This window comes from Vibrio sp. 14G-20 (assembly GCF_026241515.1).
In the GTDB taxonomy this organism is placed as follows: domain Bacteria; phylum Pseudomonadota; class Gammaproteobacteria; order Enterobacterales; family Vibrionaceae; genus Vibrio.
Genome location: NZ_JAPHPW010000008.1, coordinates 185,739 through 212,425 on the forward strand (window position 1 = coordinate 185,739; position 26,687 = coordinate 212,425).

At 44.5% G+C, this 26,687-nt stretch carries 19 protein-coding genes; 12 read left to right on the forward strand and 7 right to left on the reverse strand.

All coding sequences use genetic code 11. The features are described 5' to 3' along the window. Nucleotides 1-395 precede the first annotated feature (395 nt). Entirely contained in the window at nucleotides 396-1,121 is a 726-nt protein-coding gene (locus tag OQJ75_RS09730; RefSeq protein ID WP_416340674.1) for a winged helix-turn-helix domain-containing protein, read from the forward strand. Nucleotides 1,122-1,123: 2 nt separating this feature from the next. Further along, nucleotides 1,124-1,561, forward strand: a complete 438-nt coding sequence (locus tag OQJ75_RS09735; RefSeq protein WP_017077881.1) for a hypothetical protein — start codon at nucleotides 1,124-1,126, stop codon at nucleotides 1,559-1,561. 33 nt (nucleotides 1,562-1,594) lie between these two features. Here the strand turns inward: OQJ75_RS09735 and OQJ75_RS09740 are convergent, their stop codons facing one another. The 3 genes from OQJ75_RS09740 to OQJ75_RS09750 form a co-directional block, all read right to left on the reverse strand. Further along, nucleotides 1,595-2,044: a TerB family tellurite resistance protein gene (locus OQJ75_RS09740; protein WP_265972851.1), complete on the reverse strand. Its 450-nt coding sequence runs from the start codon at nucleotides 2,042-2,044 to the stop codon at nucleotides 1,595-1,597. A gap of 147 nt (nucleotides 2,045-2,191) precedes the next feature. Next, complete coding sequence (locus OQJ75_RS09745; protein ID WP_265972853.1) at nucleotides 2,192-4,237, reverse strand: alkaline phosphatase family protein; 2,046 nt, start codon at nucleotides 4,235-4,237, stop codon at nucleotides 2,192-2,194. 78 nt (nucleotides 4,238-4,315) lie between these two features. Next, nucleotides 4,316-4,792 carry a hypothetical protein gene (locus tag OQJ75_RS09750; RefSeq protein WP_248396536.1) on the reverse strand — a complete coding sequence of 159 codons (477 nt, stop codon included), beginning with the start codon at nucleotides 4,790-4,792 and terminating at the stop codon, nucleotides 4,316-4,318. 81 nt (nucleotides 4,793-4,873) lie between these two features. Here OQJ75_RS09750 and OQJ75_RS09755 point away from each other — a divergent pair, with 81 nt between their 5' ends. From OQJ75_RS09755 to OQJ75_RS09765, 3 genes are all read left to right on the forward strand, one after another. After that, the gene (locus tag OQJ75_RS09755; protein WP_265972855.1) at nucleotides 4,874-6,202 is read left to right on the forward strand and encodes a MipA/OmpV family protein; all 1,329 of its coding nucleotides are present in this window, start codon (nucleotides 4,874-4,876) and stop codon (nucleotides 6,200-6,202) included. Between the two features lie 226 nt (nucleotides 6,203-6,428). After that, entirely contained in the window at nucleotides 6,429-10,529 is a 4,101-nt protein-coding gene (hrpA, locus tag OQJ75_RS09760; protein ID WP_265972857.1) for an ATP-dependent RNA helicase HrpA, read from the forward strand. Between the two features lie 142 nt (nucleotides 10,530-10,671). Continuing rightward, nucleotides 10,672-11,166: an outer membrane beta-barrel protein gene (locus OQJ75_RS09765; protein ID WP_248374672.1), complete on the forward strand. Its 495-nt coding sequence runs from the start codon at nucleotides 10,672-10,674 to the stop codon at nucleotides 11,164-11,166. A gap of 152 nt (nucleotides 11,167-11,318) precedes the next feature. Here OQJ75_RS09765 and OQJ75_RS09770 read toward each other — a convergent pair whose 3' ends face one another. Continuing rightward, on the reverse strand, nucleotides 11,319-12,086 hold the full coding sequence (locus OQJ75_RS09770) for a hypothetical protein (protein ID WP_265972910.1): 768 nt from the start codon (nucleotides 12,084-12,086) through the stop codon (nucleotides 11,319-11,321). Next, nucleotides 12,007-12,813, reverse strand: a complete 807-nt coding sequence (locus tag OQJ75_RS09775) for a hypothetical protein (RefSeq protein WP_016795323.1) — start codon at nucleotides 12,811-12,813, stop codon at nucleotides 12,007-12,009. The genes OQJ75_RS09770 and OQJ75_RS09775 overlap by 80 nt, the downstream gene beginning before the upstream one ends. A gap of 495 nt (nucleotides 12,814-13,308) precedes the next feature. Between OQJ75_RS09775 and OQJ75_RS09780 the strand changes: the two genes are divergently transcribed. The 6 genes from OQJ75_RS09780 (at nucleotide 13,309) to pheT (ending at nucleotide 22,646) form a co-directional block, all read left to right on the forward strand. Further along, nucleotides 13,309-14,094, forward strand: coding sequence for a TetR/AcrR family transcriptional regulator (locus OQJ75_RS09780; protein ID WP_010441341.1), 786 nt, complete (start codon nucleotides 13,309-13,311; stop codon nucleotides 14,092-14,094). 171 nt (nucleotides 14,095-14,265) lie between these two features. Further along, complete coding sequence (locus OQJ75_RS09785) at nucleotides 14,266-16,746, forward strand: efflux RND transporter permease subunit (RefSeq protein ID WP_265972864.1); 2,481 nt, start codon at nucleotides 14,266-14,268, stop codon at nucleotides 16,744-16,746. 44 nt (nucleotides 16,747-16,790) lie between these two features. Further along, on the forward strand, nucleotides 16,791-17,582 hold the full coding sequence (locus OQJ75_RS09790; RefSeq protein WP_265972865.1) for an outer membrane lipoprotein-sorting protein: 792 nt from the start codon (nucleotides 16,791-16,793) through the stop codon (nucleotides 17,580-17,582). Nucleotides 17,583-17,591: 9 nt separating this feature from the next. Further along, nucleotides 17,592-18,824: a hypothetical protein gene (locus tag OQJ75_RS09795; RefSeq protein WP_265972866.1), complete on the forward strand. Its 1,233-nt coding sequence runs from the start codon at nucleotides 17,592-17,594 to the stop codon at nucleotides 18,822-18,824. A 414-nt stretch (nucleotides 18,825-19,238) separates the two neighbouring features. Further along, nucleotides 19,239-20,222: a phenylalanine--tRNA ligase subunit alpha gene (gene pheS / locus OQJ75_RS09800; RefSeq protein WP_004734764.1), complete on the forward strand. Its 984-nt coding sequence runs from the start codon at nucleotides 19,239-19,241 to the stop codon at nucleotides 20,220-20,222. An 18-nt stretch (nucleotides 20,223-20,240) separates the two neighbouring features. Continuing rightward, a complete protein-coding gene (gene pheT / locus OQJ75_RS09805) occupies nucleotides 20,241-22,646 on the forward strand; it encodes a phenylalanine--tRNA ligase subunit beta (protein ID WP_265972867.1) in 2,406 nt (801 codons plus the stop codon). 150 nt (nucleotides 22,647-22,796) lie between these two features. On the opposite strand, the gene OQJ75_RS09810 is transcribed toward pheT, so the two are convergent. Next, a complete protein-coding gene (locus tag OQJ75_RS09810) occupies nucleotides 22,797-24,407 on the reverse strand; it encodes a hypothetical protein (RefSeq protein ID WP_265972868.1) in 1,611 nt (536 codons plus the stop codon). After that, nucleotides 24,397-25,434 (reverse strand): hypothetical protein, encoded by a 1,038-nt coding sequence (locus OQJ75_RS09815; protein ID WP_265972870.1) that lies wholly within the window; start codon nucleotides 25,432-25,434, stop codon nucleotides 24,397-24,399. The genes OQJ75_RS09810 and OQJ75_RS09815 overlap by 11 nt, the downstream gene beginning before the upstream one ends. 312 nt (nucleotides 25,435-25,746) lie before the next feature. Between OQJ75_RS09815 and OQJ75_RS09820 the strand changes: the two genes are divergently transcribed. Further along, nucleotides 25,747-26,619, forward strand: a complete 873-nt coding sequence (locus tag OQJ75_RS09820) for an alpha/beta fold hydrolase (protein ID WP_265972872.1) — start codon at nucleotides 25,747-25,749, stop codon at nucleotides 26,617-26,619. The last annotated feature ends 68 nt before the right edge of the window (nucleotides 26,620-26,687 follow it).

Below are 26,687 nucleotides of genomic sequence, written 5' to 3' on the forward strand. Positions count from 1 at the left end.
TCGTTTTTAGATTGCGTAACGACGAGGTTTTAATATAGGGCATGACCAGTTTAGAGTTAAACCTTGGCTATGTTCAAAGGTGAGTTAGTTTACGTGACTGACTCACCTTGTTGTTATTTTATATTGTTACTCGCTGAGCTTATATTTAGCTTAATTATTGGCTAAACTTGTCACTACTCTTTTCTATGTATGGTTTGCTATTAGTTCGACCAAACAAACACTTTTTTGATGACCTTTTTATTTATGAACACCTCGCCGAAATGAACGCCAATAGCCATGAAAAAATCACCTTAGACGCTTCGGGCATCGAGTTGATTAATAACACACTCATTGATTCGGAATCTGGTAAGCGGGTCACCTTATCCCCCTCAGAAGGTCTGATCCTTGAGCATCTAGTGAAGAACAGCCCAAAAGCCGTTGGTCGAGACTTTTTACTTGAGCATTGCTGGCCGGGCAGGGTTGTGACGGGCAGTTCACTTAATGTCGCGGTTAAGAACATTCGCACTGCATTAAATTCGTTTGAGTGTGATTGCAAAATCTTAACGGTTCAAAAGGAAGGGTACAGCTTCAATGGTTTGAAACAGGTAGGTAGTTATTTATCGATGCCAACATCTACCGCTGAAGCGCATGTTGAAGCTGCGTTTTCAGAGAAAGCCGCCATCGTTTCAGAGAAAACCACCATCGTCGATGAGTTAACATCAGCGACACCGTTTAAGCCTTCTGGCATGAACCAACAAGCTGGGCAATCAAAGCAACAGGGTTCACTATCACGTCAGTTTAAGGCGAAGCACTTTATCGCGCGTCATCGCTCTCGTATCGCAGGAATATTAGTCAGCGGATTTCTTCTTATGCTGTTTTATCAGTTTGCTTTTTTTATGGATAAGACGAGCTATCACGACATGGATGTTTATCACGACAGTTTGAATTTTGATCAAGATCTTTTAACTGAGTTGAATACTGTGTCAGAACTCGGTGTTGAGTCACTCTACCTCCATCGCATTGGCGTTGGGTGTCAGAACATTCAAGCTGTTGCTTTGATAAACGGGCGCTGGAAAGAGATGAGCCATCAGTTTAAAACTGTCTCTTGCGAAGGCGACAATAACAATGAGCGAGGGCAATAAGTATGAATCGTAAGTTTTGGATGCCTATCTTATTGACGCTTTTTGTGATTCTAAATGTAGGCTTAATCTCTGGGCTCGCAACCAAAAGTACCTATCGATTTTCTGCGGAATACCCGATGGTCGGTTGGGAGAGAATCTCGCTCCGATTGGAAAATGGTCGAGTCAAAATGCAGTACATTGGCTATGACATGGATGGGAATGTCGCTCAAACTAAGCAGATGTTTGGTGTGTTCTTGCGCTGGGGGAATCATTACTACCTTTATCAATTAGACCAGGATCAGGCTCAAGATAAGCAGACATTCAATATCAAGCACTTATACATTCAACAAACGCAAGGCAAGCGCAGTGTGTTGGTATCAAATCAGCGTGGCCTTTATGTCACTAAGAAGGGCACGCCGTTAGAGCTCAAAGGCATCATGCATGGCGATCGCTTACGCTAATACAGAGGCTTAATGCTAGTAGAGAGCCTTTGGTTAGCTTTTACCGAGGACGTTCAGCTTAGTCTTGATAAAGTCACTGTGGTCAACGTAGAGCAGTTCCGCTGTTTTACGGATCACAGAATCTTCGATAGGGTCAATTTCTCCGTCGGCATGCGCCACTTCCCACATCGCTTTGATTAAGTCGATTCGCACTGGCTGAGATAGGTCTCTGAGTTGTGATGTAAAGTCATACAGCGAGACTGATTGCTCTACTTTCGGTTCTGCTTGCGCTAGCAGCACCTTTGCTTGATCTTCATCTAAATCCAGCAAACGTTGCAGAAGCTGTAGCTTAGCGACTCTTTCTGATTCATTGATCTGATGGTCGGCTCCCGCGACTTCACACAACAAACTCGCAATGGCGACATTAGGTGATGTTCCTTGGTTTTTGCTTAGGTCCTGGCCTTCAATCAATTGTTTAAACATTGATGTGAGAGAATTGAACATAACGAGCTCCAGTTAAAATTTGTATCGGGTTCCGTAACGCTGATAGCTATCAACTATAACTACAACTATTGGGTCTACAGAGTGTGATCGCAAGCGTCTTTACTAAAAACTGACATTACGGATAGGCGAGCGATAAGGAGCACTTTATCAATCTGGCTCTGGGAAACGGGTAATTTTACCATCACCACTGAGTGTCGTGATCGATTGCGGTTTCCCGTCGTTATCTAACCTGAGCTCACCAATTGCACTGCGGTTTGAAAGGCGATAGAAGGTCTGATTATCAGGGCTTCGCTTCTCGATTTTTAAGCGTTTACGCTTAGTGAAGTAGTTCAAAACTGAGCGAGGGCTGTATAACAGGCGGTCCCATACATCGCAGAATTTAAGCAGCGGAGCAGGGAACTGATTTTTAAGGCCACTACAGGTGATTTGATAGATGTTCGGGCTGTTGCGACGATACCTAAGCTTGATGTCATAAGCGAAGGAGTAGTGAACGTCACCAGACAGTACCACGAAGTTGGTCGGTGTTTTTGTATGGGTAAAGATACTGATCAGTGTATTGGCACTGCCCGGATGCGCCATCCAGTTTTCAGCATCTATCACTAATGGCTTGCCGATTGTGGTCGCCATCTTTTGTAGTGTTTCAATAAACTTCACGCCAAACATCGGTGCCGCAGAAACGATCACTACTTTATCTTGATTCATTAACTGATGCTGAAACTCAATCAAGGCTTCCCAGTCCATTAAACCTGAAGGCTTATTCATGCGTGACTCTGAACGCCAACGACGCGTTCGAGTATCCAACACAATGACTTTTGGCGAGGTATCTATTGTGTAATGCCACTCTTCAAAGCGACTTAACATCTCAATGAAGGCTTGATGCTTGTCTGGCTCGATATTGCTAACAGAGTGAGTAGTCACTGCATTGCTGGCTGCATTGTGAGTTTGTTTAGTAATGCGCGGATGATCGACAAAAAGCTGTTTTGCTTTCTCGATGAACGCTTCGTCGAAGCTCTCCGGTTTGTTACCCCAACCCTGACACATCCAGTAAGCCGCGAGGCCGTTACCAATGACTTGAGTTGCGCACTGGTTTTGGTCGACGGCATGCTCCCAACCCACGGTAAGGTTCCAATCATCAGTCACATCGTGATCGTCGAAGATCATGTACGTTGGAATATGCGCGAACAGACGTTGCACTTGCGGTAAGCCAGCAATGAAATCATCCATGATGACGCTTTCATCACGCCACTGTTGCTGCTCAGTCGGTGTTAATTGTCGTCCACCTTGAGTGAAGTTATTCTCAATTAAACGCTCTCGATTGACGCATTGCCAGAGTGTCGGAGACCAAACCAACAAGTACATCGCGATAAACTCAGACAGCGTGACCAAGTGGTTTTCACAATCGGTAGAACTAAAAATCGGCACGCCACGATTCGGGAAGAACTTATCGATCATGGACTCTGAAGCGGTGTGGTGCGGTAAATAGTGATGACGCTGATATAAGTGATATTCACTTTTATACAGAGCGTCACTGCTGTTGATTTGTTTAATTTGCGAGTCAGTCGGTAAGCTCTCACCGACAAGGCCAAGCAGTTGAATCACTTGCTGAATAGCATCAAGCGTTGGGCCTGCCACATGGTCGGCGTAGATCTGATCGCCGCTCATCATCAGCATGTCGGGTCTTTCAGCGACGGTTTGCTCGGCCATCTTGTTGTCGGCTGCGACTAGGCTGTCTTTGCTTGGATGATGCGGATTACGGCAAGAGCCATGCAGAATGTAATCAGCCGAGGTCGATACCTTAAACTCAACGCGAGATTTACCGTTGTAAACAAGGTGAGGCGCGAGCTCTTTTAGTGAACCTAACTCTGTGTGAATGTCATATTCAAGAAGCGTATTAGTCGGAAACTCACCTTGTAAGCGAATCAGCGTTACCCAAGCATGTGTACCGATTTGAATCGAATCATGCTCTTCAAGCGATGAGGTATAAAACGGTTGGTCTTGTTCTGCTTCAGAATGCTCTTTTTCGTTCGAAAAGCCTGTTTCTCGACTATGCTCAGTTTCACGAATAAAAAGATCAGCCCGGCCAACAAGGGGTGAGCTGGTGGCTAACCAAAGTACCACTTCAGTCGCGTTGGTTTTTCTTAAAATGGGTCCGGCGAGTAACAGGGGAAGAGATGATGTCGTAGAGGGTTTCAATACGGTACCTAAAATCGTTGGTGGTTAGTCGTCGTGGTGTTCTTTTGTTTCGAGCTTATTCGTGCCTGGCTTTAAGGTTTAAAGCTCTGATGCTTCAAGTTCTACTGAGTCAGATTCTGTTGTTTTATGCTCTGCAATCTCAGGCTCTGTCGTTTCAGAATCCGCTGATTCAAGAACTTCGATAACTTCCGAGCTAGAAAGTTCATGACCCATTAGAAATATTGCCAATAGGGCATCGGCTTTGGTCTTGGTATCGGAAGTGTCGTCTAACACCTGTTCAAATTTTTCACGAATCATAGCGATTTCGTGTTCAACAAAGCCACGACCTTCTTCATCCCCTTGATTGTCTTCAGGAGCATTATCGAATTTAAGAAATAGCATGTCGCCGTCTAGGTTGGTATCCACCAAACGCTCGGGCAACCACGCCTCACCCATAACAATATCTGGATCGGAATCTTTGGGTAACTGATCTATAATGTTTTGTAATTCGGAAACTTTCACAATACTTTCATTTAACCGAGAATATTCTGCATTGTAACGGTCAATGCCGAGCAAACCTAAAAATAGTTAGCCGCCATGGTTAATAAATGTCTATTCAGTAACACAATATTTATTACAAAGAGTAATTACACAAGAATGAAGCTCAAATATTTACCGATTCTCCCTTCATCTGGGGTGGTTTTACTAGGTAGTACTTTCCTAAGTAGCATTGTCCTAAGTGCTAACGCGTGGGCCGCTGAAGAGCAAGAGTGGGGCATCGCTGCGATGTTCCGTACTGCGAGCATCCCTTATGACACGTCTGGTGGTGACCAATCGGTTAACTCATTCGTACCGATGTTGTTTTTCAAGAACGATTATGTATTCATTGACGGTACCGAGATGGGGGCATATCTCTATCAAACGGACGATGAGAAGTGGTCTTTCAATGCTATCTCCCGCATGCGTTTTATTGATATCCCCGCTTCTGAACAGAACGCAATCGAAGGCGATACGGCGGATTTCGGTGCTCAACTGACCTACCAGCTTGATGATTCTTGGTCTGTCGAGACGGAATTAATGAGCGATAGTGAATACAACTTCCACGGTAACTTACGTGCTAAAGCTAAGTATGAAACCGGAGATTGGGAGTTTTACCCGAGCGCGACACTTCGTTATAAAAGTGCTGACTTCAACAGTCAGTATTACTCCGCGTCTAATGAAACCATTGGTGCTGGTGTTGACTTAAATGTTGGTGTTGAAACGCGTTACCATGTGGTTTCAAACTTGTACTTATTGGGTTCAACCAGTGTGACTCGATTGGACGATAACGCTTACGATTCGTCGATTGTTGAAGACCGTTATCAAGGTGAATTGTACCTTGGCTTTGGTTTCTTTAACGACAAAGAGAAAGCACCCAAACCTAAGCTGAGTAATGCGCCGTATTTACGTGTCGCACATGGTTGGGCAACGCCATCCAATATTGGCGATATCATGAAGTTCAATACAGAGAAAGACGAATACAATAACCAGCTGACCTCATTCTTCTATGGACACCCGTTAACCGATGAGATCTTCGGCTTTCCATTGGACATCTACCTAACGCCGGGTATCGCACACCACTGGAGTTCAGACGTTCAATCCAGCAGTACCGAATATATTATCGCAATCAAAGCGTACTACACCTTTGATTGGCCAACCCAATGGCGATTTGGTGTTGCAGAAGGTATGTCGTACATCGATTCGATTACCTACATCGAAGGCTCGGAGATGGACCGTAAAGGGTATACCGCGAGCCATCTGTTGAACTACTTAGACTTCTCATTTGATGTGAACGTCGGCGATTTAATCGGTAAGAACGATTTGAACAATTTGTGGTTCGGCTACTCGTTACATCATCGTTCTGCGATCTTTGAAAACGCCTCACAGTTTGGTCGTATCAAAGGCGGCAGCAACTACAACACCGTTTACTTCCAGTATGAGTTCTAAGCGCAGCGTTTAACTGTGGTTGTTATATATACGGTTTTCAACGGTAGCTTTTAGCCGTAGTTTACTAAGTACTACTTACATTTGACCTCGCTTCTATAGCCTTCGCTAGTGTTAGCGTGGTTAATCAGCCTGATAGCAAAAGGTTTTCACTTTGCTGTCAGGCTTTTTTGTTTGAGACTTGTGATATAATCGCGCGAGTTTAATAAGTACAAGAATAGGACACGCTTTGACTTCGTCTCCGGAAAAAGCAGACAACAACAAGAATGCAGCACAGCCGAGTTCTCCAAAGAACGAAGCGAAATCGAATAAGCCTGCATCGAACCGACCTGCTAAGCAATTAAAAGCTAAACAACCAAAAACTAATCAACCAAAAGCTACACCTGCTGATCATTCAGCAGCAGCCAATACAAAAGCATCTCAAAATAGCCCAGCTTCTCTTCGTAAAGCGCTCAACGAATGCATGATGCGCGATCGCTTCCGTTTGAGTAAGCGAATTGCTGGTGCGAGTAGAATTAAAAACGAACAATCTAAGAACGTTGTCTTCGATGAGATAGCGTTAGACATTGCCAAGTCAATGATGACGGCAAATCAGCGTGCCTCGCACAAACCAACCATCGAATACCCAGAGATTCTCCCTGTTAGCCAAAAGCGCGATGATATTGCGAAAGCCATTTCTGAAAACCAAGTGGTTATCGTGGCGGGCGAAACGGGTTCGGGTAAAACCACTCAGTTACCAAAGATTTGTTCTGAGCTTGGCCGTGGTCGCTTTGGCCTAATTGGTCACACTCAGCCTCGTCGTCTTGCGGCACGTTCAGTTGCCAACCGCATTGCGGAAGAGATGGAAACACAGCTGGGTGATTTTGTCGGTTATAAGGTTCGTTTTAACGACCAAATTTCTGATAACACGCAAATCAAACTGATGACCGACGGTATTCTACTGGCGGAAATTCAGCATGACCGTTTCTTAAGTCAATACGACACCATCATCATCGATGAAGCCCACGAACGCAGTCTGAACATTGACTTCATCATGGGTTACTTAAGAGAGCTTCTGCCAAAGCGTCCTGATCTGAAAGTGATCATCACGTCGGCGACCATCGATCCTGAGCGTTTCTCGAAGCACTTTAACAATGCACCGATCATTGAAGTATCAGGTCGTACTTACCCTGTCGATACGCGTTACCGCCCATTAGGTGGTGATGAAAGTGATTCAGACCGCGACCAAATCGAAGGCATCTTTGAAGCCGTTGATGAGCTGTGTGATGAAGGGCAAGGCGATATTTTGATCTTCATGAACGGTGAGCGAGAAATTCGTGATACCGCAGATGCATTAAGTAAACGTAACCTGCGTGATACTGAAATTGTTCCGCTGTACGCACGTCTATCGGCGGGTGAACAGAACCGAATCTTCCAGTCTCACACTGGTCGACGTATCGTTCTGGCAACCAACGTGGCAGAAACCTCGTTAACCGTTCCGGGTATCAAGTATGTAATCGACCCGGGTACAGCGCGTATTAGCCGTTACAGCTACCGCACCAAAGTACAACGCCTACCGATCGAGCCAGTGTCTCAAGCGAGTGCAAATCAGCGTAAAGGTCGTTGTGGTCGTGTTGCGGAAGGTATCTGTATTCGTCTTTACTCTGAGGAAGATTTCGAATCACGCCCAGAGTTTACGGACCCTGAGATCCTTCGTACTAACCTAGCATCCGTTATCCTTCAGATGACAGCGCTAGGCCTAGGTGACATTCAAGCATTCCCATTTGTTGAAGCGCCCGATAAGCGCAATATTCAAGATGGTGTAAGGCTGCTTGAAGAGCTTGGTGCGATCGCGACTGTCGAACCGTCTGCGAACAAAAACAAGAACCATGGCGACGACAAGAAGAAGCTAACGGCAATTGGTCGTAAGCTTGCTAAGCTGCCGATTGATCCACGTTTAGCGCGGATGGTGATTGAAGCGCCAAGCAACCGCTGTCTACACGAAGTGATGGTGATTGCGTCTGCATTGTCGATTCAAGATCCGCGTGAGCGTCCGTCAGACAAACAACAATCGTCTGATGATAAGCACAAGCGCTTCTTCGATAAAGAGTCAGATTTTATTACGTTTGTGAACCTATGGGATTACGTTAAGCAGCAGCAAAAAGCGCTGTCGAGTAACCAGTTCCGCAAACAGTGTAAGCAAGATTACCTGAACTATTTACGTATCCGTGAATGGCAAGATGTGTACTTCCAAATTCACCAAGCAATGCGTGAATTGGACACTAAGCTGAATACGGAACCGGGCAGCTACGATGGCATTCACATGTCTTTGCTGTCAGGTCTGCTTTCACACATCGGTATGAAAGACCAAGAGAAGAATGAGTATCAAGGTGCCCGTAATGCACGCTTCCATATCTTCCCTGCGTCTGGCCTATTTAAAAAACAGCCTAAGTGGATCATGTCTGCTGAGCTGGTGGAAACCTCAAAGCTTTGGGGCCGTGTTATCGCGAAGATTCAACCTGAATGGATTGAACCACTAGCGAAACACCTGATTAAGCGCAGCTACAGCGAACCACATTGGTCGAAGAAGCAAGCGGCAGTAATGGCACACGAAAAAGTGATGCTTTACGGAATCCCAATCGTACCTAAGCGCCTTGTGAACTACGGCGCGATCGATGCCACCGTCAGCCGTGAGTTGTTTGTACGCAGTGCATTAGTAGAAGGTGAGTGGGAAACCAAACACGCTTTCTTCAAGCAGAACCGTAAGCTTCTTCAAGAAGTCGAAGAGCTAGAGCATAAATCGCGTCGTCGTGACATCTTGATCGACGATGATGAGCTGTTCGACTTCTATGACCAACGTGTTGGTGAAGAGGCGGTTTCTGGCCGTCACTTTGATACATGGTGGAAGAAGACCAGCCAGAAAACACCAGAGCTGCTTAACTTCGAAAAGTCGATGCTGTTCCGAGGCGATGCTAGCCACGTTACCGATTTGGATTACCCGAACTTCTGGCACCAAAACGGTATCAAGCTGAAGCTGAGCTACCAATTTGAGCCGGGCGACGATAACGATGGTGTAACGGTACACATTCCTCTACCTATCTTGAACCAGATCGACCAAAACGGTTTTGATTGGCAGATCCCGGGTCTACGTCAAGAGCTAGTAATTAGCCTAATTAAGTCGTTACCTAAAACGCTACGCCGTAACTTTGTGCCTGCGCCAAACTACGCGGATGCGTTCTTAGCTCGTGTGACACCGTTAGAAGCGCCGTTGTTGGATTCTCTTGAGAAAGAGCTACGCCGCATGACAGGTGTCGAAGTGGTACGTGACGACTGGAAGTTAGACCAGATCCCTGAGCACTTAAAGGTAACATTCCGCGCCGTGGATCATCGTAAGCGTAAGCTGAAAGAACAGAAAGACTTACATGAACTGAAAGAAAGCCTGAAAGACAAGGTTCAAGAAACGCTTTCTAAAGTGGCAGACGACGATATCGAGCAGCAGAACCTGCATACGTGGAGCTTTGGTGAGTTACTAAAAGTCTACCAACAGAAGCGTGGCGGCTACGATGTTAAAGCCTTCCCTGCGCTGGTGGATTCTAAAGATAGCGTAGAGATCAAACTGTTCGAAACCGAGCAAGAGCAGATCTCAGCAATGAAATCGGGTCAGCGTCGTTTAATCTTGTTGAACGTACCATCGCCGATCAAATACTTGCACTCTAACTTGCCGAACAAATCGAAACTTGGCTTGTATTTCAACCCATACGGACAGGTACTCGACCTTATCGATGACTGTATCGCTTGTGGTATTGATAAGCTAATTGAAGAGAAGGGCGGTTTAGTTTGGGAGCCAGAGCAGTTTGAAGCACTGAAAGAACACGTGCGTGCAGAGTTGGGTGACAGCGTAGTTGAGATTGCTCAACAGGTTGAAACCATCTTAACCACGGCATTCAGCATCAGTAAAAAGCTGAAAGGACGTGTTGATCTTTCTATGGCATTTGCGCTTTCAGACATCAAAGCTCAGGTAGAAGGTTTGATTTTTAAGGGGTTTGCCACAGAATGCGGGTGGAAACGTCTGCCGGATATTCTACGCTATATGAAAGCCATTGAGCGTCGAATGGAAAAACTGCCGATTGACCCGAACAAAGATCGTCTTCATATGATCAAAGTTGAGTCAGTAATGAACGATTACAAAGAGCTGCTGAATAAGATTCCAAAAGGGATCGCGGTTCCAGAAAATGTAAAAGAGGTGCGTTGGATGATAGAAGAGCTTCGTGTAAGCTTCTTCGCACAGCAGCTCGGTACGCCTTACCCAGTTTCAGATAAGCGTGTTAAAAACGCTATTGATGCTTGCTAAAGGAATAAAGCTAGACGCAATGGCAAGGTTTGGGTATAAATCTTGCTTATTGCATTACTAATTAAATAGTTACTACAAAAAGGGCGACTTGGTGGCAATTTATTACCACGCAAGGCCTGCCACTAGGACGAAAAGGTCGAATATGAAAAAAACGTTATTGGCACTAGCACTGCTAGGTGCATCTTCAACAGCAATGGCTGATTCTTGGTTGTACGGCGGTGTAATGGGTGGTCAAAACTCATTAGGCAATAAAGAAGAGACAGCGATGGGTATCCACGTGGGTACAGGCATCCTGCCACTAATCGGTATTGAAGCGGGTTACTGGGATCTAGGTTCTTTCGACAGCGTTAAGTACGGCAACCGTGACCTAACAAACCTAGATGCAAGCACAGCTTACCTAGCAATCAAACCAAGCATCGACTTTGGCCCTCTTCATGTATACGCGAAGGCTGGTATTCACTCTTACGATCTTAAAGGCGACGGCTTCAAGCAATCAAGTGAAGATGTAATGTACGGTGTAGGCGCAGAATACTTCATCTTTGGTCCACTATCTGTAGGCGCTAGCTACCAAAACTTCAAAATGAAAGATGACGACTCTGGCGTATTCACGCTAAACGCAACTATCCACCTACTGTAATTAATCAGTAAGGCGATCGTAAATAACGGTCGGATAGCCGTTAAAGAGTTCGTAGAATTCATAAAAAATGCCAGCTTGATAGCTGGCATTTTTGTATCTGTTAACCGTGTAATCGCTACTCTGCTTTCTTGTGACAGATAGCGGGCAGACGGCTACTTTTTACTGTTTAGAATACGCTGGATTCTTGGGTTAATAGCTTTACCGTGTTGGCTTTCATACTCTTCGCGTTTCAAGTCGTTTAGGTTCTTCACTGAGTTAGCGGCAAGCAGGAATTGCGGCAATTCCGTTTCTAACATGCCTTTCTCATCTAAACGCTTTGCTTCCAAGTAGTATTTCTTAAACAGGCCATCGAGTTTGTTTTCAGCCGTACGCTTTAAATCGTACAGTTTATTCTGGATTAACCATTGCTCAATCTTATTATCTGCAGAGCGTGACAACACTCGAATACGGCTATCCAACAACTCTTCTTCAGTCAAAGAATCTTTCAGGATCCAAAGCTCACCCATTTGCGGCGGCCAACTGTTGCCAAGTTGAATACGTTCATGACAGTGCATTAGCACGCGGTTAAGGCCGTCTGAATCGACTGAGTTAGCAAATTCAATAAACTTACCGCTCGGCTCGCTACCGTATTGGTATTCCCATTGTGTTTCGTACACGCTTAAGAAAGAACCAAACACATGGATACACCAATCAGTCAGCTCTAACTCTGCCGGATCTTGATCGACAACAGGCACTTTTTGAGACGAGCCTGCGTCGGTAGCGTTAGGTGTCGCTACATTAACTTCAGTGCTTTTTGCTTCAATTATTTCAGATCGTGCAGGAACGTCAGATACAACAGGCTCAGAAGGTTGGCTTTTTGCCTTTTTGAATGAGCTGCTGCCTGAAGCGTTCAGATGGGCTAAGCTTTTGTCTATACCCATTTCCTTGAGCTTGTCCTGCATTTCCTGAATATTGAGCGGTCTTCTGCTGTTGTTGTCTTTCATTTTGCTTCTCGTTAACTAGCCAGTACTGCAGCTTGGATTCAATCCGAGATAGTGGCATTAATTCATTAGCTTTGGCTTTATACCAAAGGACAAATTTCTTCCATACTAAACTATGGTCACCGGCCAAGCCGGAGAATTTAAACGCACGTTCTGCCCATGATGGGATCTCTTCTTCGTTGAGATCATGAGTAGAAACGGTGTTGCTGTTCATTGAGCCTCGGCCTTGTGGGCGAGGAGCATATTGCGTGTTTTGCATTGGTGCCGGAGCAGGCTGAAACTTGGGTGCAGGTGCAGGTGCAGGTGCAGTAGAGTAAACCGGAATACTATTGACCGGTTGAGTTTCAACTTGAACCGCAGCTTGCTCTTGCTCAATGAGCATTTTGAACACGTGTATCTCTTTCTTGTCTCGATAATCTACTTTTACTTTATCGAGGAAACCTTGGTCGACTAGACACTTAAGGCAATCGGCTAAACCGAACGTCGAGAGAGCACAAAGTTGACTTGCTGATTGTAGGCACACATTGGTGAAACCGAACTCATCAGCACCATCTGCAAGCATCAATAAAACCAGTTTTTCTGCTGGGCTAGAAGTATTCACTTGCCAAGCTAAATAAGAATATTTGGCGCTCAATATCGTGTTCTCAAAAAGGTAAGTCGTTGTCACTATTGTAAGTCACCCCTTACCGAATTTATAGCAACTTAACAGAAAACGACATTAGTAAGCCAAATATTGACCATAAGGAGAGGTCTGCCCCAAAAAGTAAGCCTACACTCATTCATTCTCGTGGGTTATGCCTGGATTCACTAAGCAAATATCGATAACGATTTAAAGTGCTAGCACTCTTTTTCGGCTAAGAATGGCCAATTTACTTTGGTATTCGGTTCGTCAAAAACAGCTCGTTTTTATTGATATTCATTGACCGTTCTCTCACTTACTCGCCCGTTTACTTACCCTTCCATACATAAAGTGTATTTAATTTATAAAACACCTTGATATGATCAATATTTGCGCTATTATGACGATAAGTCAGAAATGACGAAGCGTCACAAAATGGTTAAGTACATGAATTTGCTATTCGTGTTAATATATTAAACAGGAGTGTTTTAAATACTGACTCAGCTTAGGTGATAGCTAAGCGAAAATACGGACTGAGAAATTATGTTTGGCTTTGGTTGTAAAGGCGATAAGCAAAGTATCTTTGGTTGTAAAGGCGGCTTGTCTAAAAAGCAGCAGTCTATTGCAGACCGAGAAGTAGAATTGATGTTGTTAGCGAAAGATCTGGTTCGAGAGCAAGGGTTCGGAAACCTCACGATGGATAAGCTAACGGCAGCGAGCTCTTATTCGAAAGGTACGATATATAATCACTTTTGTAGCAAAGAAGACGTGGTTTTAGCGTTGTGTATTCATTCTTTAAAGGCCGAGGCACTGATGTTTACTCGTTCTGGAGAGTTTGAAGGTAACACACGCGAAAAGATCGTCGCACTGCACGTTGCTTATCGAATCTATGCGCGCATGGAGCCGGTACTATCAACCTGTGCGATCATGGCAAAAAGCCCGTGGGTACTAGAGAAAGCGTCTAGTGCACGTGTAACCGAGATGAACGAACTCGAAGAATTGGTGATTGAACAAGCCGATTCAATGGTTAACCAAGCAGTAGAAGTGGGTGACCTAAAGTTCTCTTCTGGTGTGGGTTCAGATGCCATCGTGTTTGCAAACTGGTCAATCGCATTTGGTTCAAATGCCTTGTCACAGAACGCATCAAACAGTCATTGTATTAAGCGGTTACAAGACCCATATTCAGTATTACATAACGCGAATATGCTGCTCGACGGCCTGAACTGGCAGCCCCTTTCTACCGATTGGGACTACCGTAAAACCTGGCGTCGTGTAGAACAAGAACTGTTCAGTGAAGAGATCGCTTACTTAGAATCAGTAGGTCGATAGCTTCTATTAAGCCCACTTATGTGGGTTTATTAATAACCATTTATGACGATTCGTCACAAACTTAAGTTTAGCCTAATGTGGTTTAGGTTTTCTTGAGTGTATGACCAAGAATTGTGTCTTTTGTCAGCTTCGGCTGGCTTTTTATGACACAACTATGACGAATCGTCACAAATGGAGACTGTGATGGAACATGACAGCCAAAAGCCCGCTTTCGATCACCAAAATCGAGATAACCGTAATATCGATAGCGTAAACGGGGATCTCAATAACCGTTGGCACTCAATACCGACCAAGCGTTCGTTTATCGTTCTGCTGGTGGTTTTTTCAATCATCATGCTCTCTGCATTAGGGGCGAAGAACCTCTACTTTAGAGGGGATTACAACATCTTCTTCGAAGGCAACAACAAACAGTTGATGGCGTTCGATGAAATCCAAACTACCTTTGCGAAAACCGACAATCTCGCGATTGTTGTCGCACCTGATGGCGGCAACGTCTTCACCCCAGAAACCCTGACCTTAATTCAAAATCTCACCGTTGATGCGTGGCAGATCCCGTACTCAAGCCGTGTCGATTCTTTGGCCAATTATCAGCACACCGAAGCTGTTGAAGACGACTTATTGGTGGAAGATCTGCTGTATGAAGAATACGAACATACGCCCGAGCGAATCGCCAAAGTGAAACAGATCGCGCTAAACGAACCTCTGCTTAAGAATGCGTTGGTGTCGGCTTCTGGTGATGTGACCATTGTTAACGTGACCGTGCAATTACCTGAAGTAGATAAAACCGCGGAAGTGCAAGAAGTCATAGCAGCAATCAACACTATGATCGCCAAGTATCAAGCGGACTATCCTAACGTCGAATTCCATAAAGCGGGCATCATTGCTATGAACAATGCTTTCATGATGTCGGCTCAAGAAGACAGCTCAACACTGGTGCCATTAATGCTATTGGTGGTGTTGCTATTCCTGACCTTTATGCTGCGCTCATTCTTTAGCGTGGTGGCGACCTTAGTTGTGATTATCTCTTCGATTGTCGCGACCATGGGGTTGTCTGGCTGGGCAGGGATGTTCCTCAGCACCGCAACGGTTAACGTCCCAACTTTGGTACTGACCCTAGCGGTGGCCGATTGTGTTCATGTGATTGTGACCATGAGACAAGCCATGCAGCGTGGCATGGAAAAAGCACAAGCTATTCGATACAGCATCAAGCTTAATGCGATGCCGATTTTGATTACCTCAGTGACCACCGCGATTGGTTTCTTGATGATGAACATGTCGGACTCCCCCGTATTACGAGACTTCGGTAACTTGTCGGCATTGGGCGTGATCATCGCGTGTTTCCTCTCTGTGACTATGCTGCCTGCGCTGTTAAAGCTCTTGCCAGTTAAAACTCTGCCAGCCAATGAGGCCGCACAAAACAAAGTGACTTTCATGGATAAACTGGGCGACTTTGTCGTAACCAACCGCAAAGCACTGCTGCCGATTTCTACCTTAGTGATTGTTGGCGCTGCCGCGTTAATTCCATTGAACAGAGTAAATGATGAATCGGTGAAGTATTTCGATACCTCTAGCGAATTCAGACAAGCAGCCGACTTCATGGAACAGACTGTAAGCGGTATGACGACCATCAGTATTGCGGTCAAAACTAACGAGTCTCAAGCGATAGCTGATCCTGTGTTCTTGCAAGCGATTGGTGACTTTACCGATTGGCTGCGTGTTCAACCAGAAACCGATCATGTGGCCACGCTTTCCGATGTCTACATGCGTTTGAACAAGAACATGCATGGCGACGATGAAAGCTACTACCAATTGCCGCTTAACCGTGAACTTGCCGCGCAATATCTGCTGCTTTATGAGATGTCTCTGCCGTACGGCTTGGACTTGAATAACCAAATCAATGTAGATAAATCATCAATCAAAATGGTGCTGACGGTCGACAACCTAGGCAGCGTGGAATTGGTGGAACTCGAAGAGCGTATCTACTCATGGTTTGCGGCTAATGCGCCGCAATATGAAGTAGTGGCATCGAGTCCGTCACTGATGTTTGCTCACATTGGTGAAACCAACATGGCGAGCATGCTATCAACTCTGCCTATCACCTTAGTGCTTATATCTGGCTTGATGATCTTCGCATTGCGCTCGGTTCGCTTGGGCATTATCAGCCTAGTGCCAAACATTGCCCCGGCGATTATTGGTTTTGGTTTATGGGCGCTTATCTCGGGTGAGATCAACCTTGGTTTGTCGGTCGTAGTCACGCTTACATTGGGTATCGTGGTCGATGATGCGGTGCATTTCTTGAGTAAATACCAACGCGCACGATTAGAAGGTAAATCAGCAGAAGAAGCCGTTCGTTACGCCTTCCACACCGTCGGCCGCGCATTGTGGATCACCACCGTCGTACTCGTGGCGGGTTTCTCTGTACTGGCGATGTCGAGCTTCAGACTCAACTCAGACATGGGCTTACTCAGTGCGATTGTGATTTTCATTGCGTTGGTGGTCGACTTCATCTTGCTACCGAGCTTACTGATGATCTTCGACAAACAGACTCACTACTCAGATAAACCTCAACACGAATCAAAGCCACTTAAAGCCGAGTTAACTACAGCAGAGCAATCTAGCCCAGCTGGCGAACTGTCTACTTCGACTAAATAAGGAATCGTCAGCCTGCTGCGGTGGGCTGACTCAAGGAGAAATTTATGAAAACCGTTAAACAAACTCTCGTTACCACATTATTTACCATGGGCGCGGTATTGGCTTTCCCAGCATTAGCAGACCCAGCGAAAGGCCTAGAAATTGCCGAGCAACGCAAAGCCGTTGATTTGGGATGGGGCGATTCTGTCGCGACCATGGAAATGCTGCTTCGTAATAAACAAGGTGAAAGCAGCACACGCCTAATGCGATTGAAGTCGTTAGAAGTGGATGACGATGGTGATAAAGGGCTGACTATTTTTGATGAGCCACGTGACGTAAAAGGCACGGCTTTCTTAAACCATTCACACATCTCTAAATCGGATGATCAATGGTTGTACTTGCCAGCATTGAAGCGTGTAAAACGCATCTCTTCACGCAACAAATCTGGCCCGTTTATGGGCAGTGAATTTGCTTATGAAGACTTGAGCTCGTTCGAGCTTAAAAAGTACACCTTTAACTACATAGAAGACGCCAAAATCGAAGGTGTCGATACCTTTGTTTTAGAGCAAGTTCCGACCGACAAAAACTCTGGCTACACCATGCAAAAAGTATGGCTAGACCAACAATACTACCGCCCAGTTCAGGTTGAGTTTTACGACCGTAAAGGCGCACTGCTGAAAACCCTCTCGTTCCAAGACTACAAACAATACCTAAACCAATACTGGCGCGCACACACCATGTCGATGCAAAACCACCAAACAGGCAAAAGTACGGTATTAACCACGACAGATTTAGCGTTCCAGACCGGTCTTAAGGACAAGGATTTTCAAAAAAACACACTTAAACGTGCAAAGTAAGGCAAGAATATGAAAAGGATTGTGTTAACAGGAACGCAGTTATCTTTAACCTTGGCGGCGACCGTTGGGCTTATGCAGGTGTCGTTGCCATGTGTGGCGGCAGGTTTTAGCTCTGAGTTCGTAGAGCAGGTCACCCCGGAGCTAGCAGGGCAGGTTAACCTTGAACACAGGCAGTTCTTTAGCGACGGCTTACAAGGGCAAGATAAAGGACAAAGCTCACTGGTGTTGCAGCCAGAGTTTTACTGGGAGCAACAAGAGGGCAACGGCAGCTTTACCTTCACGCCCTTTTACCGCCTAGACAGCGAAGACGATGAGCGAACCCATGGAGACATTCGAGAAGCCTTGTATCTAACCTATTGGGATGACTACGAACTGCGAGCCGGTGTCGGCAAGGTGTTCTGGGGCGTGACCGAATCAGCGCACTTAGTGGACGTAGTAAACCAAACCGATGCCATTGAATCGGTCGATGGTGAATCAAAATTGGGTCAGCCAATGGTGCATTTCACCTCGATCAAAGACTGGGGAACCATCGATGCCATGTTACTGCCATATTTTCGTGAGCGTACCTTTGCAGGAGAAGACGGGCGATTAAGACCAACAGTGCCTGTTTCTGACGATGCGCTTTACGAATCTTCACGAGAAGAAAAGCACGTCGATGTGGCACTGCGCTATAGCCAAATGTACGGCGATTGGGATGTCGGTTTAAGTTACTTAGGCGGCACAAACCGCGACCCTTATTACCGCGTAGAAGGCAATGTACTGAAGCCGTATTACGCGCAAATGCAGCACTTCGGGCTCGATGTGCAAGGCATTATTGGTGACTGGTTATGGAAGCTTGAAAGCATTTATCGCGACAGTTACGACAACCACACAGGCGTCGCGACAGGCTTTGAATACACATGGGTTGGGGCGCTTGAATCGTACTGGGACATCGGATTTATTGCCGAATACTTGTATGACAGCCGAGGCAATAACGCCCAAACCATCGGCCAAAACGATGTGTTTCTTGGTGCGCGTTTCGCATTGAACGATGAAGACGGCACCGAAGTGCTTACAGGCATCACTCAAGACTTAGATAACAGTGATGTCTACAGTGCAAAGCTAGAAGCATCGAGTCGTATCAACAACAACCTCAAGTGGCGACTGAACGCTTGGTTGTTTGAGAACGAAACCCCAGAAGACTTGTTGTTCTTCGCTCGTAAGGATGACTTTGTTGAAGTCGCATTGGAGTACTATTTCTAACCGTTAACTTCAAAAAGATAGGTTTTTCACGGGTCATCTCTTTAACAAACCAAGTTTCCTACAAACAATCTCACGTAAAAACAAAGAGCGACGGCTTCAAACCTCGCTCTTTGGCTTCCTTCCATAGTCCCACTCGCTATATCCACCTCTTGTGAACATCACGGCCTTAGCTAAGGTTCACCGAATGTAATCAAACTGTCTCACTTGGTGACGTTTATGTATCGGTTTCTCTTTGATTTTGCTGATTTGAATGAATTTCTGATTCCTAACGTTAAATTTGCCGTGTTTTTAGTCAATAACTTGCTCTTTTAACGATTCAATTTGGCATTGGTAGCGTGTTTGATTACTATGTGTAGCTATCTAAAAAAACTAATCATCCGATACGGACACTACCAACTGGTAGATGAGGAAATGATGCAACATCTAGAAGAGATCATTGCTAATGCAACGACTGCTATTGATACAGCAGATTCGTTAGTCGCACTTGATGAAGTGCGAGTTCAGTATTTAGGTAAGAAGGGTGAACTAACTCTTCAACTACAAAGCCTAGGTAAACTTCCACCTGAAGAGCGTCGCACTGCTGGTCAAGAGATCAACAAAGCGAAAGGTGCTGTTCAACAAGCGATCGCAGCTCGCAAAGACGCACTACAACGTGCAGAGCTTGAAGCGAAACTAGCTGAAGAAACTATCGATGTGAGCCTACCAGGTCGTCGCATTGAGAACGGTGGTCTTCACCCAGTGACTCGCACAGTTGAGCGTATCGAACAGTTCTTTGGTGAGCTTGGCTTTAGCACTGAGTCTGGCCCTGAGATCGAAGATGCATTCCACAACTTTGATGCACTAAATATCGCAGACGATCACCCAGCTCGTACTGATCACGATACTTTCTTCTTCAACCCTGATCTAATGCTACGTACGCACACTTCTGGTGTTCAAATCCGTACGATGGAAAACGGCAAACCGCCATTCCGCTTCATTGCTCCGGGTCGTGTTTACCGTAACGACTACGATCAAACTCACACGCCAATGTTCCACCAAGTGGAAGGTATGTTAGTTGATGAGAACGTAAACTTCGCACAACTTAAAGGCATTCTTAACGATTTCCTTTGTAACTTCTTTGAAGAAGAAGTTGAAGTGCGTTTCCGTCCTTCATTCTTCCCGTTCACAGAGCCTTCAGCTGAAGTTGACGTGAAACGTAAAGATGGCAAATGGCTAGAAGTTCTAGGCTGTGGCATGGTTCACCCTAACGTACTTCGCTCTGTTGGCATCGACCCTGAGAAATACTCTGGTTTTGCATTCGGTATGGGTGTAGAGCGTCTAACGATGCTTCGTTACGGCGTAAATGACCTTCGTGCGTTCTTCGAGAACGACCTTCGTTTCCTTAAACAATTCAAGTAATCCGGGGCAGTCAAAACTATGAAATTCAGTGAATCTTGGCTACGCGAGTGGGTTAAACCTGCAATTAACAGCGAAGAGCTAGCTCACCAAATCACTATGGCTGGTTTGGAAGTTGACGATGTAGAACCTGTTGCTGGTGTTTTCACCGGCGTTAAAGTAGGTAAAGTGGTTGAGTGCGGTCAGCACCCAGACGCAGACAAACTACAAGTAACTAAAATTGATATCGGCGCTGTTGATGCAGAAGGTAATAAAGAGCTTTTAGACATCGTATGTGGTGCATCTAACTGTCGTCTTGGCCTAACTGTAGCAGTAGCAACAGTTGGCGCAGTACTTCCTGGTGACTTCAAAATCAAGAAAGCAAAACTACGTGGCGTTCCATCGCACGGCATGCTTTGTTCTTTCTCTGAGCTAGGTATCGACGTAGAGTCTGACGGCATCCTTGAGCTGCCAGAAGGCACAACGCTAGGTATGGACGTTCGTGAGCTTCTTGAGCTTAACGACGTAACTATCGACGTAGACCTAACAGCAAACCGCGCAGACTGCTTCAGCATCCGTGGCCTTGCTCGTGAAGTTGGCGTACTAAACCGCGCAGACGTTACAGAGCCAACAGTTGAAGCTGTTGCAACAAGCATTGAAGACACAGTATCTGTTGAAATCAAAGCAACTGATGCTTGTCCACGTTACCTTGGCCGTGTGGTTAAGAACGTAAACGTGAAAGCGGAATCTCCAATCTGGATGCAAGAAAAACTGCGTCGTTGTGGTATCCGTTCAATCGACCCAGTTGTAGACATCACAAACTACGTGATGCTAGAGCAAGGCCAACCAATGCACGCATTTGATCTTGCTAAGATCGAAGGCGGTATCGTGGTTCGTCTAGCAGAGCAGGGCGAAAAACTAACACTTCTAGATGGCAACGAAGCTGAACTAAACAGCAACACACTTGTTATCGCTGACCACAACAAAGCACTAGCAATCGCTGGTATCTTTGGCGGTCAAGATTCAGGTGTTACTACTGAAACAACAGACGTTCTTCTTGAAGCAGCATTCTTCGCACCGGATCACATCCGTGGTCGCGCACGTGCTTACGGCCTTCATACTGATTCTTCTCTACGTTTCGAGCGTGGTGTTGATTCAACACTTCAAGCAGCAGCAATGGAGCGTGCAACACAGCTTCTAGTTGAAATCTGTGGTGGTGAAGTTGCGCCAGTAAACGGCAGCGAATCTGAAGCTGATCTTCCTAAAGCAAACGTAGTTGCTCTACGTCGCGCTAAGCTAGACAGCCTACTAGGTCACGAAATTCCATCTACAGACGTAGTGGAAATTCTTACTCGCCTAGGTTGTAACGTTGAAACGACAGACGCAGGTTGGACGGCAACGTCTCCATCTTGGCGTTTTGATATCGCAATCGAGCAAGACCTAATTGAAGAAGTAGGTCGTATCTACGGTTACGATAACATTCCAAACCAAGCGCCTAAAGCGGCACTTAAAATGAATGACCATAAAGAAGCTAACCAACCGCTTAAGCGCGTTCGTGACCTTCTTGTAGACCGTGGCTACCACGAAGCAATCACATACAGCTTCGTAGAACCAGAACAGCAAAAGCTTGTTGTACCTGGTGTTGAGCCGCTAATCCTGCCATTCCCAATCTCTGCGGACATGTCAGCAATGCGTCTTGGCCTAATCCAAGGTCTTCTAAACACAGTTGTTCACAACCAGAAGCGTCAACAGTCTCGCGTTCGTCTATTCGAATCAGGCCTACGTTTCATCCCTGAAGCAACTGCTGAAAACGGCATGCGCCAAGAAATGATGCTTGCGGGCGTTATCTCTGGTACTCGTGGCGAAGAGCACTGGGATATTGCAACTAACACTGTAGATTTCTTCGATCTTAAAGGTGACCTAGAAGCAGTTCTTGAGCTTTCTGCAAACGAAATCGCATACAGCTTCAAAGCAGCGAAGCACCCAGCACTTCACCCAGGTCAAACTGCGGCTATCGTAGTAGACGGCAAAGAAGTGGGTATCATTGGTACTGTTCACCCAGAACTAGAGCGTAAGTTTGGTCTAAACGGCCGTACTATCGTATTCGAAATCGAATGGGCAGCTATCAACACTCGCGTGCTTCCAGAAGCAGTAGCCGTATCTAAGTTCCCTGCAAACCGTCGTGATATCGCAGTAGTTGTTGACGAAGCAGTTGCTTCTGGCGACATCGTTGAAGCGTGTATCGCAGCGGGTGGCGAATTCCTAACTGGCGCTAAACTGTTCGACGTATACGTTGGGCAAGGCGTTGAAGAAGGTAAGAAGAGCCTAGCAATCGCACTTAGCCTACAGTCTGTAGAGCGCACACTTGAAGATGCAGACATCGCTGGTTCAGTAGATGCTATCGTAGCTTCAATTTCAGAGAAATTCGGCGCAGCACTTCGCGACTAATCTCTTCTGATAGATAGAAAACCAAAGGCCTCGCATTGCGAGGCCTTTTTGTTTGTGTAAAGGCGTAAGTTTAAACTCTAGGGTTTGCCAAATTATAAGGTTCAAGCGCTAACTAAATATTATCGGATATTTAGAGGCTTATATGGTGCTCTAAGATAAAACAATCAAACCACCAAAAGTACTAATACAGTCTCTAAACTTATCATTGTGAACAGGGGATAATAGCTTACCATTAGGATGCTTACTGTAATCAATGCTATTAATTCTTTGTTCAGAATACTTACCGCTGTTGTATTCCTCTTTCTTCAAAGTGGAAGTCAGTATTACTTGCTTTTCTAACCGCATATATTCATCAAGCATTTTTTCTTCTTTACTACTGGATAGCTCCCCATCCCTAAATGCATCTATTACTATGGGGAAGTTGTGGTTAATTACTTCATTAATTGCCATTGTTCGACAATAATAATATTCTTGTTCATCACTACCTGAAAATACATTATTAGGCTTTGAGAATAAGTCGTTAAAGTGTAGACGAGCATTAGGGTCTATTTCATTACAATAATTATTCATTGAAGTGACTATTCGTTCGATAAAATCACTACACTGAGCTTTGGTATCATTGAACCCTTTCTTAACATTAAGTTGCTTGGCCTCTAATTCTCGTATTTTTAATAGCGTTGAATGAGCATCTGAGTCATATTGTTCTTCGGTTCGAATATCTTCACTAAACATTGCTAATTGAAATAGATCTGAAGGGGTTGTTTTCTCTAATTCGCGCAATCTAGTTTGTAACGTATTTATCTCATAACTAAGTGATAATATAGCTTCGTTCTTATCTGATATGTTATCAGATATAGACTTTATTATTTCTGATCTAACCTCTTTGTTACTTACATCAAACTCAATATTTTTGTTTTTGAAAACAATATTTACCGAACCGCAATCAGAACAAACAATTTCACCTAAGTCCATGTTTCTATTAAGTGAGTTTAATTCATTTATGAGGGTCGTAAGTTTTTCAACTCGAATAGTCTCTCTATTACGTTGCTTACGTTTCTCATTAATTTCTTCTGCTATTAGCTTTGCTTTATTTCGAACGATACGTGCGTCATCGTGATCTGCTGTTTTTGAGGTAAGTAAAGCCAAAGATGGTGTTTTGGACAACAATGAGAGTTTTTTAACTAGAGACTTATGCTGAATTTTTAACTCTCTGATAAGTTGCTTGGTTTCTATTTCGTTATCATTATCGAAGTTAGGCCTTTTAATTCCTCCTAACTGGCATAGCATTGACTTAAAGTCATCCTTTTTAAAGTAACCATTTCCTATGAGAGACGATGGGTTTCTTTTGTCTTGTCCAATGAAGAACATTTCGTAAAATGTAGTTAGATCAACTGTGACATCCGTCCCCTTCTTGTGAACTCTAGGAATAGTACCAACTAGCGATGCAATAAATGACCTTAGTTCAGAATCAGTATCGAATATTTTTAGTAGTCCTTCGCTTTTGACTACAAAAGTAGAACCTTTACGCACAAATTGATAATCGATTTCCCCAATTCGAACTAACGAATAGAATGTATATTCTTTTTCATTAAACCCATCTGGAAAAATCGAGCTATTACCTATTGAATAAAGTAACCCCTGCATCACAAGGGTTTTTCCTCGATTGTTATCATCACTATAAATTACGTTTACTCGATCACTGAGTCTGTCTTCGAAAAAAGACTCTTCTCGGTTACCTACGGCGAAAGACTTAAAAATCATTATTCATTCCTTGAAGAACTAACGAGATCAAATATTGTGTGGATATTTTGTTCATGTGTGGAGGCATTTTTTTTACTTTGAGTAGTAGTTCATCATACAACTCATAAACACAGTCGCTCTTAGATGACCTAACAATCTTTATAACTGCTTCAGAAAGCTGCCAAAATTTCTTCGACGTACCTTTATCAAATAATGTTCGACTAAGATTAGAGTTACAATCCAGTATCGTATCTTTTAATGAATCTCTATCTTTTGCTAATCCCTCTTCATTTACAACAGTCATAAAAGCAAAGGGGATACCGTTTCCTTTAAAGATATCTGTTACTCCTATTATTCGGCTGATAATAAGGGAATTTATTTGCGATTTAGTTATGTATCTCTCTAGTCTTAGAACTTCATTAGGCGTTGAGATAGTCTCATTTTCTATCTCTGAGTTCTTCAAAGCTGATTGCTTGTCTCTTATTTCGTTGAAAATGTTTCCATAGGTTAAATCGCTTATCGTAGACTTTGATTTGAAACTCGATAGTTCTTTAATGTAATGGCAACAAGGGTGGTCGTCATTGAAGAAAGTTACTTCGTCTAAGAACTGTATCAGTTTTATTTCATCAACGTTTTTGTGATTCTTAATGATGACTTCCCGTAGCTTTTTCTCGATACGTTCTTGTGTTTTCTTTTGGATATTAGAGTAATCAAACGAACGTAAACTGGAGTCATGCACATAGCTTGGTTTTAATGGCTGGCTAAAAAGAACGTAGTCATGGAATTTAAAATTTGAAATGTAATTATCGAATAATGTGTATAGGCTTTGGCCTATGAGTGAAGGCGAAAATGTAGAGTAATTTTTACTTTGAACATCGAGCATCAATGTGAAATTGTCGTCTACTCCAGTCACATCATTAAAACAATCGACAACAACAATCTCGACTCTCTCACTGTCTGGGTGCATCCCCATTAGATAGAGCATCGACTTTGTTTCGTAATCAGATGACTTTTTGTTTGTAATTTCTGTGTTCTTAAATGTATACACAGTTGCGACTCCATTGTTTAAAATAAACTCAGGTTATCTACCGTAGGAAACGTCCCAAGCCATATGCGCACGTCACAATATCAGTAGTTTGCTTTTTTAATCAATAACATAATCTTTGGTTATTGTGTTTATTTGATTTATCTCAAGAAGTTGTAATTCAACATACTCGCTATTGGTACATCACTTGTGAGGTAAACGGTATTCTGCCTTTTTATATTCTCTTGACCCGTCTACAACTTCACACTTTATAGTGACTATATTGATTGAGAGGGGCGCTTTCTGTGTTCCCTCCAAGGTAAGTAGAGAGACACTATGAAACGCTTAATTTTAAATATCACACTCTTGGTATTCATGGCACTTGGTAGCATGAGTGCCATGGCTCATGACTCAACGGTTAAGTACGGTATTGGAATATCTCACGATGGTGAGCAAATAGCGTATGGCAAAAGTGGAAGTGGGGAGACGGCGCTGATCTTCATTCACGGTTGGAGCTTAGACAGCAGGCTTTGGCAAAACCAAGTGAGCGAGTTTTCAAAGCAGTACCAAGTAATTACCATGGACTTAGCGGGGCACGGTAACTCATCGTTTAATCGCGAAGAGTACACCATGGTTGCGTTCGCTGAAGACATCAGAGCGGTAATCGAGAAAGAGCAACTCGAATCCGTCATCTTAGTCGGCCATTCCATGGCGGGTGGCGTAATTGCAAAAGCCGCTAAATTGATGCCGAAAAGAGTGAAGGGCATTATTGGTGTCGACACATCGCAAAACGTCGCACTTGCGGTTTCACAAAGTGACCTAGATGCAATGACTAAACCGTTTGAAGCAGACTTCCAAGCGGGCATTACTATGTTCGTGAAAGACTCGCTACCAAAAGACGTAGACGCGGATTTACTTTACCGGGTAACGCAAGACATGGCATCAGCACCGCCAGCTATCGCAATAAACCAGTTCAGCCATTATCTAGGCCAATACGTGACAGGCGAAGCACACCGCGTGTATGAGAACGTGAATGTGCCAGTAATATTGGTTAACGCTCGCCTATGGCCAACCGATTCAGAAGCGAACAAGAAACACATCAAGGATTACAGCATTTACTACATTGAAGATTCAGGCCACTTCCCAATGCTAGAGCAACCACAGCAGTTCAATACAACGTTGATGAAAGCGGTTAAGTCAGTGAAGTAGGGCGCTGTAGCTGTTAAAGGATGGATGTTCATTCTATAGATAAAACTAAGGCCTAGCGTGTGTGAGGC